Origin of the sequence: Paenibacillus sp. ISL-20 (assembly GCF_018613005.1) — a bacterium.
Classification (GTDB): domain Bacteria; phylum Bacillota; class Bacilli; order Paenibacillales; family Paenibacillaceae; genus Paenibacillus_AQ.
Window position 1 is genome coordinate 66,321 of record NZ_JAGGRD010000070.1, and the last position, 12,553, is coordinate 78,873.

10 protein-coding genes and 1 other annotated feature are annotated in these 12,553 nt (G+C 48.0%); of the genes, 4 read left to right on the forward strand and 6 right to left on the reverse strand.

Annotation, left to right across the window (positions count from 1 at the left end; all coding sequences use genetic code 11):
• Positions 1-351 precede the first annotated feature (351 nt).
• The gene (gene rpsD / locus J7E85_RS32075; RefSeq protein ID WP_215164029.1) at positions 352-954 is read left to right on the forward strand and encodes a 30S ribosomal protein S4; all 603 of its coding nucleotides are present in this window, start codon (positions 352-354) and stop codon (positions 952-954) included.
• 86 nt (positions 955-1,040) lie between these two features.
• On the opposite strand, the gene tyrS is transcribed toward rpsD, so the two are convergent.
• Positions 1,041-2,294, reverse strand: a complete 1,254-nt coding sequence (gene tyrS / locus J7E85_RS32080; RefSeq protein ID WP_215164030.1) for a tyrosine--tRNA ligase — start codon at positions 2,292-2,294, stop codon at positions 1,041-1,043.
• 51 nt (positions 2,295-2,345) lie between these two features.
• Positions 2,346-2,603: a binding site (T-box leader), on the reverse strand.
• Between the two features lie 144 nt (positions 2,604-2,747).
• On the opposite strand from tyrS, the gene J7E85_RS32085 reads away from it, so the two are divergent.
• Entirely contained in the window at positions 2,748-5,855 is a 3,108-nt protein-coding gene (locus J7E85_RS32085) for a transglycosylase domain-containing protein (protein ID WP_215164031.1), read from the forward strand.
• 279 nt (positions 5,856-6,134) lie between these two features.
• On the opposite strand, the gene acsA is transcribed toward J7E85_RS32085, so the two are convergent.
• Positions 6,135-7,859: an acetate--CoA ligase gene (acsA, locus tag J7E85_RS32090; RefSeq protein ID WP_215164032.1), complete on the reverse strand. Its 1,725-nt coding sequence runs from the start codon at positions 7,857-7,859 to the stop codon at positions 6,135-6,137.
• 286 nt (positions 7,860-8,145) lie between these two features.
• Here acsA and J7E85_RS32095 point away from each other — a divergent pair, with 286 nt between their 5' ends.
• Positions 8,146-8,778, forward strand: coding sequence for a GNAT family N-acetyltransferase (locus tag J7E85_RS32095; protein ID WP_071223676.1), 633 nt, complete (start codon positions 8,146-8,148; stop codon positions 8,776-8,778).
• Positions 8,779-8,895: 117 nt separating this feature from the next.
• On the opposite strand, the gene J7E85_RS32100 is transcribed toward J7E85_RS32095, so the two are convergent.
• From J7E85_RS32100 to J7E85_RS32115, 4 genes are all read right to left on the reverse strand, one after another.
• A complete protein-coding gene (locus J7E85_RS32100) occupies positions 8,896-9,597 on the reverse strand; it encodes a 5'-methylthioadenosine/adenosylhomocysteine nucleosidase (RefSeq protein ID WP_215164033.1) in 702 nt (233 codons plus the stop codon).
• Positions 9,598-9,702: 105 nt separating this feature from the next.
• Positions 9,703-10,713 (reverse strand): catabolite control protein A, encoded by a 1,011-nt coding sequence (gene ccpA / locus J7E85_RS32105; protein ID WP_098742808.1) that lies wholly within the window; start codon positions 10,711-10,713, stop codon positions 9,703-9,705.
• Positions 10,714-10,806: 93 nt separating this feature from the next.
• Positions 10,807-11,154: a bacillithiol system redox-active protein YtxJ gene (ytxJ, locus tag J7E85_RS32110; protein ID WP_215164034.1), complete on the reverse strand. Its 348-nt coding sequence runs from the start codon at positions 11,152-11,154 to the stop codon at positions 10,807-10,809.
• A 95-nt stretch (positions 11,155-11,249) separates the two neighbouring features.
• Complete coding sequence (locus J7E85_RS32115; protein ID WP_251036200.1) at positions 11,250-11,672, reverse strand: hypothetical protein; 423 nt, start codon at positions 11,670-11,672, stop codon at positions 11,250-11,252.
• 305 nt (positions 11,673-11,977) lie between these two features.
• Between J7E85_RS32115 and J7E85_RS32120 the strand changes: the two genes are divergently transcribed.
• Complete coding sequence (locus tag J7E85_RS32120; protein WP_215164035.1) at positions 11,978-12,505, forward strand: type 1 glutamine amidotransferase domain-containing protein; 528 nt, start codon at positions 11,978-11,980, stop codon at positions 12,503-12,505.
• Positions 12,506-12,553 lie beyond the last annotated feature (48 nt).

The window sequence follows — 12,553 nt, forward strand, 5'->3', positions numbered from 1 at the left end:
TCCAATATCATCTTACTCTTTTCTACCCATTTTTGCATTAAAAATTATGCGTTTTCCACAATATTTTTAGGTCCATGGTCCTATCGACAAAATTAGACAAAAACCAAGTTATAGTAAGTTACAGGTTGAACTTGACTTTATATCATTACTTCATATAATATTTATTGTTGAGTAAGAATGCAATGCATTCCATGAATTTGGGCGGGTTGTGTCACCCTCACGTTATTTGTTACTGACAGGACAGCGGCTGAACTTTCCTGGCAGATCTTCCGAAAGATTACGGTTAGAGCAAACGAATACGGCGCAAATAGAGCCCTAATGAAACTTTAATTAAAAAGGAGTCTATATAACATGGCACGTTACACCGGTCCTAAATTTAAATTAAGCCGTCGTCTGGGAATCTCCCTGAGCGGTACAGGTAAAGAATTGGCTAAACGCCCTTTCCCTCCAGGTCAGCATGGTCCTAACCAACGGAGAAAAATTAGCAACTACGGTATGCAGCTTCAAGAAAAGCAAAAGCTGCGTCACATGTACGGCTTGGGCGAGAAGCAATTTAAAACCCTGTTTAACAAAGCAACTGGCATGAAAGGTATCGCTGGTGAGAACTTTATGTTCCTGCTTGAGAGCCGTCTGGACAACCTGGTTTACCGTCTTGGCTTCAGCAACTCCCGTGCGGGTGCTCGTCAATTGGTAGCTCACGGTCACGTGACTGTGAACGGCAAGAAAGTCGATATCGCTTCTTACGCTGTAAGCACTGGCGATGTAATCGGTCTTCGTGAAAGAAGCCGCAGCCTCTCTTCCATCAAGGAAGCTTTGGCTAACCGCGTACATCTTCCAGCTTACATTGAGTTTGATGAAGCAGCAATGGAAGGGAAATACATTCGTCTTCCAGAACGTTCCGAACTTTCCCAAGATATCGATGAGAAACAAATCGTCGAATTCTACAATCGTTAAGATTAACCCGGAACCCAAAAAACCTGAAGGCCTCGGCCTTCAGGTTTTTTTAATATCGAAATGAGCCCTCCGCAAGTTCAATCATCTTAAGAAAACTTCAATCTGACAAATTTACGTTTGCCCACTTGAACCACATCCCCGTCTTGAGGAACGATCTCACCGTGGGTGTCGCTGCACTTTTCTCCATTCCATTTTACGGCTCCCTGCTGGATACTGCGTCTGGCCTCACCATTGGAAGCGGCAAAACCGAGCAGTGTCAGCAATTTGATAAGCGTAATCTTTCCTTCCTCCAGTTCTCCTTCGGGTACAATATAATCCTCAATGTCTTCAGGAAGTGCCTTCTGCTGGAACACAGTCGCAAAATGCTGCTGTGCGGCATCCGCAGCCTCCCTCCCATGATACATGCGAACGAGAATGTGCGAGAGACTCATCTTGGCATCCCGGGGATGGACGCTTCCGTCTCGAAGCCCCTTCTCCAGACTGGTTACCTCCTCACCTGCCATATCCGTGGCCAAGTCGAAGTACTTAAGCATGAGTTCGTCCGGAACGGACATGGATTTACCGTAAATCTCATTCGGCTCTTCATCGATACCGATGTAATTTCCCAAGCTCTTACTCATCTTCTGTATACCGTCAAGTCCTTCGATAAGTGGCATCGTGATCGCAACCTGAGGCTCTGTACCATACTCCTTCTGCAGGGTTCGCCCCATCAGCAGGTTAAACTTCTGGTCCGTTCCCCCAAGCTCGACATCGGTCTTAAGCGCCACAGAATCCATACCCTGCATCAACGGGTAAAAAAACTCATGGATGCTAATCGGAAGCCCGCCCCGGTAACGTTTAGTAAAATCATCACGCTCCAGCATCCGTGCCACCGTGACCTTTGCTGATAAGCCGACCACATCAGCAAAAGTCATCGGCGCAAGCCACTCGGAGTTATAGTACACCTTCGTTTTTTCAGAATCCAATACTTTGTATATTTGTTTCTTGTACGTTTCCGCATGACGCCTCACATCCTCTTCCGACAACTGCTTGCGCGTCTCAGATTTGCCTGTCGGATCTCCGATCCTGCCAGTAAAGTCCCCGATGATGAGCTGTACTTCATGTCCGAGTTCCTGGAACTGACGCAGCTTCTGCAGCACGACGGTATGCCCGACGTGAAGATCAGGCGCTGACGGGTCCATTCCCAGCTTCACACGCAGCGGTTCGCCGGTTACGACCGATGTCATCACCTTCTGCCTCATCTCTTCTTTCGGAATGATCTCCACCGCTCCACGGGAGATCACCTCCATCTGGCGTTCCACCTCCTGCTGCTGGACGTTCGATAACACATCCCATTTCATGTTTCCATACACCTCCCTCTAATTTCGAACGCAAAAAAGCTCCTACTCATCCCAAGGGACGAGTAGGAGCGCTCGCGTTACCACCCTAATTAAAATCCGTTATCTCAGGAACGGATTTTCACTTCATTGCCATAACGGGTTGTCATCCCGGAACCGGACTACTGTAACAGCCGTACAGGTGCACGGCTCTGTTTCCCCCGGTCAGCTCCGGACGGTAATTCAAAGGGGCTCGTTATCGGTTTACACCACCCACCGACTCTCTGGAAACGAAAGGCTCCGCCTTCTACTGGGGTCCTTCAAAGCTTTTCACGATATGAACTTTGCATTATTTGTATCATATGCTTCCCGAAAAAGTCAATCTTCCTCAAAAAAGGACACGCTATGTAGGGACACATGATTCAAAACCATCGATTTATGCTATAATAGGTGCGTTAAAAGGAGGAGTATACATTCATGGTTGAGGAGAAAAAACAAGAGCCTGAAAAACAGAAGAAACCGCGTAAACGGTCCTTTCTGCGGGTGCTCGGATCCGTCATCGGATGGCTCTTTGTGGTAGGTCTGATGGGCGTTTTGTTCGCCGGAGGAGCCATAGGTGGCTACGTAACCTCTATTGTTGAGAATGAGCCGGTAAGATCCAGAGCTCTCATCGAGAATACGGTGAACGACAATGCTATAACGGGCTTCGCCTACTTCGCGGATGGCTCACCGATTGGGCAGCTTAGAACCGAAGAAGACAGACGACCTGTGGAATTCAAGGATATTCCCCAGCTTGTGAAGGATGCCGTCGTATCCATAGAAGATAACCGTTTTTATACACATAAGGGTGTTGACATAAAAGGTACCGCTCGCGCCGTGAAGGAACGCGTGCTGAACGAGTCGGTTCAAACCGGCGGCAGCACGTTGACGCAACAGCTGGCTAGGCTCACTTTTTTAAGTCGCGACAAAACCGATAACCGCAAGGTCAAAGAAATGCTGCTGGCCATGCGGATGGAACGCTTTTTGAGTAAAGACCAAATTTTAACAGCCTACTTGAACAAGGTTCCTTACGGCAACGGTTCCAGTGGATACCAACTGTTCGGGATCAAGGCTGCGGCAAAAGGTATATTTAACATTAACAATCTGAATGATCTGAATGTGGCTCAAGCTGCATATTTGGCAGGTCTTCCGCAGCTACCATCCTCCTACTCTGCCTTTAACGGCAAGGGGGAATTTGACGAGAAATCATTCAACCGTGCAATAAACCGCCAGCACCGCGTGCTGGGAAGCATGCTGGAAGAAGGTAAAATAACGCAAGCTGAGTACGAAGAGGCCAAGGCATTCGATATCAAAAAATCGCTTGCTCCTCGGACGCAGAAGGCCTATGTGACTTATCCTTATCTCATGATGGAAGTAGAACGCCAAGCTTCGAATATCCTGATGCAGTTGAGCGAGGAAGCCGAAAAGAATGCAAAAGGCAAGCAAGCGAACTCCGATCTGATAGATGCATCCCGAGCTCAGCTTAGCACCGGCGGTTACCGTGTTTACACCACCATCGACCGGACATTATACAAGACCATGCGCTCCATCGCAGAGAATGACAGCAACTACGTGCCTGACAGCGCGGAAAAAGGAATGGAGCAAACCGCCGCGATGATGATTGACAACAAAACCGGCGCCATTCTCGGTATGATTGAGGGCAGGGATTTTAACACAGAACAAATGAACTACGCTACGCAAATGAAACGACAACCTGGATCTGCCATGAAACCTATTGCCGCCTATTTACCGGCACTCGATTCGGGGGCGATTCAGCCTGCCAGTGTTGTGGACGATTCACCGATCATCTTAAAGGACTACAGCAAAGTATTCCATATTCCTAAAAACTCGTACAGCGGGTATAGGGGATTGATGACGGCAAGACAGGCACTGAACAATTCAACCAATACGGTGGCGCTCAAGTTGTTTAACAACACGGTCGGCATCGAGAAGGCTTGGGAATTTTCCAAGAAGCTGGGTATCACTACCTTGGAGGAAGACGATTATAATGCTTCCACCGGTGTACTGGGGGGGCTGCATTACGGGGTGACAGTGGAAGAACTCACCAATGCATACAGTGCCATCGGCAACCAAGGCAAATTCACGGACGCTTTCATGATTGAGAAAATCGTGGATTCCAAAGGCAATATTGTTTATAAACACGAAGTAAAGCCAGAGCAGGTATTCTCTGAACAAACCGCGTATCTCATGACGGATATGCTTCGTACCGTCATCACAAACGGAACAGGCAGCAAGGTCAGAGACACGTACAAGAAATTCAATGAGGTTCCGGTTGTTGGTAAAACTGGATCCACCCAGAACTACGGGGATGTCTGGTTCATGGGATACTCGCCTGACGTTACGCTTGGCGTATGGGTCGGGTATAAGGAACAAAAAAATACGCTTGTTGGAGACCAGCGCAAGCACGCCCAGGCCATTTGGGCCAGAATCATGAACGAAGTGACGGACGTGAAACCGGAGTTGTTTCCGACCAAAACGTTCGAGAAGCCTGAAGGCATAACGTCCAAGACGGTTTCCGCTTACAGCGGCAAGCTGCCGACGTCCTTAACGGACAGATTCGTAACAGATCTGTTTAATGTGAAGTTTGTGCCTACCGAAAGCGATGACGGTATCGCAAAAGCGAAATACATCACCTATCGGGGTGTAAATTATATTCCACAGGAAGCGACGCCTTTGGATATGTTGAGAGAACAAATCGTAATCAAGCGTGAGAAACCCCTTGATGAGCTGATTATAGAACTGCAGAACGCCTTGAAGGTCATGAAAGGTGAAAAGAGATCACTGGAATCTTATCTTCCGCAGGACGCGAAGAAAGGGATGCCAAGCAAGGTTGACCCTAGAACAGATGACGGCAAAGCCCCTACCCCACCGAAGAACGTACATTATTCGATGGGCAGCGGCTCCATCAGCTTTAATGCCAGTGGATCTCCTGATGTTGTCGGATACCGGCTCTTTAAGTCCGTAAACGGCAGTCCGTTTACACATCAAGGGCAGGTCGTGCTCGGCGACGAGAGCCTTGTCTTCTCGGGACTTGGAGCTGACGGAATGTTTACTTCCTATTACGTTGTTGCCGTTGACGTAGCAGGCAAAACATCTGAGCCAAGCGCTATTGTGGGCGGTACAGCACCTGGATTCGAAGTTCCAGGCGATAACGACACGAATCCGGATGACGACATCGATAATTCTGGTGACGGCATCACGGAGGGAGATCCCAATAACGACCTGGAACTTGGGAATGAAGGTGCTACTACCGTACCGTCTGCACCAGGTCAGCCCACCCTTGCGGCTACCCCTGAGGGCTTCCAGGCCACCTGGAGTGGCAATGCTTCAGAGGAAGAAGTAATGGTCTACAACATCTACATCAGTCCGAACAGTGATGGCAATTACCAGCTTCTTGGCTCAAGTAAGAGCACGGAGTTCTACTACTCCTCGGGTAACCCAATCGGCGGTACCTTTAGAGTAACTGCCGTAAATCCAATCGGTGAATCTGCAGCTTCACCGGCCGTATATTTTGAGAAAAAATAGATTGGTATACTAAAAAGCCAGCCCCTCTACAGAGATCATCTGTTAGAAGGGCTGGCTTTATTTTTTAGGTGACGCAGGTACTTCTACGTATATTCCATGAGGACAGACCGCATCTTGCAAGATAAGGAGGTTAACCTCGGAAGTTTAATGCACTTCCGCCACCTCGCGGTATGCTGGAGACTTTCACTCCTTAGTCAGTTACGCTGCCAAGCGCACAAAAGACTGACAACGGAAATGGTGGTCACCATCTCCATTGTCAGCCCTGTTCTTGATCACGGTTTAATCTTCAATCGTGGACAAATCGCCTGTCGGAAGATCCAGTTCCCACGCTTTTAGTACGCGGCGCATGATCTTACCGGAGCGCGTCTTCGGAAGTTTATCCTTAAACTCTATCTCACGAGGTGCGGCATGAGCGGAAAGTCCTTCCTTTACGAAACGGTAGATTTCATCCTTGAGCTCCTGGGTAGGTGTATACCCCTCACGTAAGGAGATAAAGGCCTTAATGATCTCGCCACGGGTTACATCCGGCTTACCGATCACGCCTGCTTCAGCGACAGCGGGATGCTCAACCAACTTGCTCTCCACTTCGAACGGTCCGATTCGTTCACCGGACGAATTAATCACATCGTCTATTCTGCCCTGGAACCAGAAGTATCCTTCTTCATCCATATATGCCGAATCACCTGAAATGTACCAGCCCGGAATTCGGAAGTATTCTTCATACTTCGCCTCGTTGTTCCAAACTTTTCTCATCATGGACGGCCAAGGTGTCTTGATGGCCAAATTACCCATCGTGTACGGAGGCACTTCTCTCCCCTGATCGTCCAAAATCTTAGCTGTAATGCCCGGCACCGGACGCCCCATGGATCCTGGCTTGATCGCCATGCCCGGGTAATTACAGATCAGCTGTCCGCCGGTCTCTGTCATCCACCATGTGTCATGGATACGATGCTTATAAGCCTTGTGTCCCCAACGCACCACCTCGGGATTAAGCGGCTCGCCAACAGATAAAATATGCCGTACATGGCTCAAATCATATTGGTCGATAAGGTCGGAACCGGCACCCATCAACATGCGGAAAGCGGTCGGAGCGCTGTACCATACTGTTACCTTATTGTTCACCAACGTGCTGTACCAATCCTGTGGACTGAAACGGCCTCCGCGAATGACATTGGTAACCCCATTCAACCACGGTGCAAATATACCATAGGACGTACCGGTTACCCAACCCGGGTCCGCCGTGCACCAATATATATCATCTTCCCTTAAATCCAAAACAACCTTGCCCGTATAATAATGCTGAATCATGGCATTCTGCACGTGATACACGCCCTTCGGTTTCCCGGTAGAGCCCGATGTATAGTGCATAATCAATCCATCTTCCCGCTCAAGCCATTCAATCTCCAGCTCACTTGATGCAGCCTCTACTTCCTCGTGGTAGCTTACTAGCCGCGGGTCCTCCTCTTCAATCTCGCCAACAACAAAAATATGCTTCAGTTCAGGCAACTCGTCTCGCTTCACACGTGACAACAGTGCAGGCGTCGTAATCAGTGCAACAGCACCACTGTCTTCCAGACGGTCCTTTACCGCCGTTTCCATAAACGCCTCGAACAATGGGCCGACCACGGCGCCAACCTTCAGAACGCCCAGCAAACCGGCATAGAGCTCAGGGCCGCGCGGCATAAAAATAAATACCCGATCACCCTTGCCAACACCATATTTGCGGAGTACATTACCGAACTTGTCGGATTTCTCTTTCAACTGGGCATAAGTAATAGATTCCTCGCGATTGGCGTCACTGTACAGGAGAGCTATCTTGTCTCCTCGCCCCTCTGCTACATGACGATCAATAGCTTCATACGCCATATTCACTTTGCCCGTCTCATACCAAGTAAAATGTCTCTCGATTTCGTCCCATGAAAACTCGGAGCGTGCCTGCTCGTAACTCTTCATATTGGAATGTGAAACTTCACTTGGCAATATTTCGCTATGCGTTTGATTCATGATAACATCCTCCTCATTCTCAAATCGGTCTCCTCATAGTGGACAGCGCTTACAAAATGATTGAATGAAACATACATTTTACACATTGCGGTGGGTCGTCACGTTGTCGCAGTCATCGAGTCATTAACCCTTAGAATTCGCAAGGAAACATATCGTTAAGTACAACATAAATGTGAAGATTTTATGTCGAAAAGATTATATCATAGCTCTTGTTTGCCTGTCATTGCTTTTCATTTTTTTATTTTTTTGCTATAAGTAGGGTATGGAATTGAAAGGAGCGTAACGGATGGAACACTGCAAGGTATACCAGTCTCATGTTTTGTTCCCTGAAGACCGCCGCCTGATCATCGAAGGACCTGTACCTCCCGAGCAACTATCCGAGCTAACCATGCACCCTGATCTCAAGGCTTTTCGTCGTCCTGCGGAGCAGCATGAGGCATTGGTGGAAATTGCAGGCCTGCCCGAAGGCAGAATCATCATCACGAGAGACCAAGATATGATCGTTGGATATGTAACATTTCATCACCCGGATGAGCAGGAACGCTGGTCCGAGGGCAATATGGAGGATTTGATTGAACTTGGCGCCATCGAGGTAGCAAAAGACTACCGTTCTCTGGGACTTGGGCAGCAGATGATCAAGACTGCATTTGAAGAAGAACAGATGGAGCGTTACATCGTGTTTACGACCGAGTACTACTGGCATTGGGATCTTAAAGGAAGCGGCCTTAACGTATGGGATTACCGCAAAATGATGGAACGGTTAATGAAAATCGTAGATATGGAGTGGTACGCAACCGATGATCCGGAAATCTGTTCCCATCCTGCCAACTGTCTTATGGTCAGAATCGGGCGGCACGTACCGCTTTCATCACAAGAACAATTCGATCGTATCCGTTTCAGACAGCGGTTTATGTATTAAGTCGATACCCATAAAATAAACAAAAAAACAAACTCCCCAAGAATTTGCCACAGGGGAGTTTGTTTATCTGCTGGCGCATAACTGGATATGCAACCGACCGCTTGCTCAAATTTGTTACTAGAGTTTGCCCAGCATGTAGTTCACGATTTCGTGTGAACGCTTGGAAGCTTTCACTGTAAACTCAGGGAAGTTGACATGGGCAGAGCCGTCAGCCTTATCAGACATGGATCTGATCACCACATAAGGCACACTGTTCATATAACACACCTGGGCAACAGCAGAACCTTCCATTTCCGCGCAAGCTCCGTTCAGATCCTCGTAGAGCGTCCGTACCGTTTCACGGCTGGCAATGAACTGGTCGCCGGACAGAACCTTCCCAATGACGTAATGATTCACCCCCTGCTCTTTGCACGCTTCCTCTGCCAGCTCGATCAACGACGGATCCGCAGGAAAATCGGACACTTTCTGATACGGAATCACCCCACGAGCAAACCCCAACGGAGTCACGTCCATATCGTGCTGCATGCAGGAGGAAGAGATGACGATATCGCCAATGTTCAGCTCCGGATGCAGCGCACCCGCTACGCCGGTAAACAATATTTTGGAAACGCCATAGGTGTCAATCAGGATTTGCGTGGTAACCGCGGCATTCACCTTACCCACCCCGCTCTTGCATACAACGACTCTCTTGCCATGAATCGTTCCCGAAGCATATGTAACCCCTGCACGGACTGCTGTTTCTTTATTCTCCAGTTGACTGAGCAGCATTTCCACTTCTTCGTCCATGGCCCCGATTAGGCCAATAACCTGTGTAGTCATACCGATATCCCTCCTGAATTCAAGACCATATAAAGATCCCACCAGAAAAAAGCCCCTTAAAATCAGGAGCTTTCTTCAAATCAATAGATGTCTAAATCACACTTCTTACTCGTTCACATGACTAACCGAAAGCCGAAGAATCGTTTCATGCGGCAGAATCACGCGAGGATTCTCCACATTCTCCTTCTTCATCAGCTTGGTAAGCAAGCGCATCGCTACGGCTCCCAGATCATACATCGGTTGAGCTACTGTCGTCAGCTGTGGACGAACCATTGAAGCCATCCGGATATTATCAACGCTGATAATAGAGAAGTCATCCGGCACTTTATAGCCTTCATCCTGAATGCTATGAATAGCCCCAATCGCCATCTCATCGGTAGCAGCAAAAATAGCCGTCGGTTTCTTCTTAAGCCCCAGGAAGTATTTCATCGCTTCCACGCCGGACTCATAGCGATAGTTACCAATCCGCACCAGATCCTCTTGATACTCAATGCCAGCTGTCTCCAGTGCCTTCTTGTAGCCTTGGAAGCGTGCATAACCGTTCGCCGGATCCTGCAGCGTTCCGCTGATCATGGCAATCTCACGATGCCCGTGCCGGATCAGTGTGCTTACCGCATCAAACGCAGCTTGTTCATGATCAATGTCGACCGAAGGATAAGAACCTCTCTCATCACTTGTCGCACAAAGAACAATCGGCACAGCCGATGTCTGGAACGCCTGGATATGCTCGTCCGTCACCGTTCCACCCATAAACAACAGCCCGTCCACTTGCTTCTCAAGCAAGGTGTTGATAACGCGGATTTCTTTTTCCTTACGTTTGTCGGCATTACACAAAATTATATTATAGTGGTACATGTTAGCAATATCCTCAATACCACGAGCAATCTCCGCAAAGATCGAGTTCGAAATATCAGGGATCACAACGCCGACGGTTGTGGTCTTCTTGCTGGCCAGACCTCTGGCTACCGCATTCGGACGATACCCTAAACGTTCAATCGCTTCGTATACTTTTTTCCGGGTCTGAGGCTTAACGTTCGGGTTATTGTTTACAACCCGTGATACCGTCGCCATGGAAACGCCTGCTTCGCGCGCAACATCGTAAATGGTTACCGTCAAATTCCTTCTCTCCATTGCCAATAGATTTTCATTCGTTCAATACCAATTGAATTTATGATACGACAAAATACTGCTTTGTGCAACGACACGGCATTAGATGCCGTCCAATTGAGCTTTCAGCGCTTCAGCCGTAATATGGGAATGGGATGTATGCCAGACTGGCGCTCCTTCTTTTACAAGAATAACTTGTGGCGATTCGTGCTGTATGCTTAGAGTTTCCGCAGCCTGACTCGACACCGGACGGTCGGCAATGACATCAATCCATACATAGTCAATCCGCTCGTTCGGCTGGTCCTCCAGGTAAGCTTGCACTTCCTTATAAGCTCCGGCACTAATTGGGCATCTGGTACTATGTTTAAACAACAGCAAGGGCCTCTGCTCCGAAGATTCAAGCGTGTTGCGTAAATCTTCTATAGTAGTCATTTTCGTCAACGTCGCCATAGGATATACATTCCCTTCATTGTATTGAAGTTCCTATCCTCTATCCTAACAAAAAGTGCGTGAAAAATCCAACAACCGCGAAAATTTTCTGAAAATCATCTTGCATAATTGCCCGAATTTTCAGGAATGAGAGATTTGATGGTGCTTAATTGCTCAAGACGCCCCTCAATTTGTCTCATCCAGTCACCGTCGCCCATGCTCTGGGCATAACGAAATAGATCCAACAGCATATTAATTCGCTCGTCAAAGACTTCCATGCAGCGTGTCTGCCATTCTACCGACGAATCATCATCGTATGTACGGAACACTTCTCGAAGTACGTATGCAGACTCATTAACATCTGCGAACGAAACGCGTATTCGTCCGGTTTCATTGCTAATCGATGCGAGATAGCGAAGTAAATCCGGTTTAATAAAAGGTAGAAGCTCATACTTCATACAAGCCTGACAGGCATAAACAGGAACATGACATATTCGAGTCTTTCTTTCATGAATCAGCTTCCTTAATTCCAACTTCATCCATTGTCCGCAGTTGCAGGTTTTGAACAAAATGCCCACCCCAAATCCTATCACGTAATCTAATACCAACAGCCCTATGTCACAAATCTGTCACCTGAACTAGTTCTATTCGACTATCATACCAAAGAATCCTGCTAATTTGTGATAATGCTTTATTTACCAGATATGTTTCCAAATGTTTGTTCTTTGGTCACTCCTATGAAACCCCCGTCCATATTTGTTACAATGAGTACAGTCTTAAGAGACATATTCGGTCATGTTACGGATATATCAAGAAATCTGCAGAGAAAGGGGCTAAATGGATCATGAGATTGGCTGGAAAAAAAGTGATAGCACTTGTAGACGAAGAATTTGAGGATCTGGAACTATGGTATCCCGTTTACCGAGTCCGTGAAGAAGGGGCTGAAGTCCATCTTGCCGGATTGGAAAAAGGAAAAACTTACACAGGCAAATATGGTGTTCCCGCTCAAGCCGAGTATTCGTTTGAAGAGCTGAACAGCGAGGATTATGATGGGATTCTCGTTCCGGGCGGCTGGGCGCCGGACAAACTGCGCCGTTATGATAAAGTGCTGCAACTCGTTAAAGAGATGAATGCGGACAAAAAGCCGATCGGACAGATCTGCCACGCCGGATGGGTGCTCATCTCTGCAAAAATCCTGGACGGCATTACGGTGACTTCCACACCGGGAATCCGGGACGATATGGAAAATGCCGGTGCAATCTGGGAGGATGAAGCGGTCGTAACCGATGGGCATATTATTTCCGCCCGCCGTCCTCCGGATCTGCCGCCGTACGGCAAAGCCTTTTGCGATGCTCTGGCCCAGCAAGGCTAAAGCTCCCTGCACCACACAAAAACAGCCGCTCATTTCACCAAGAAGTGC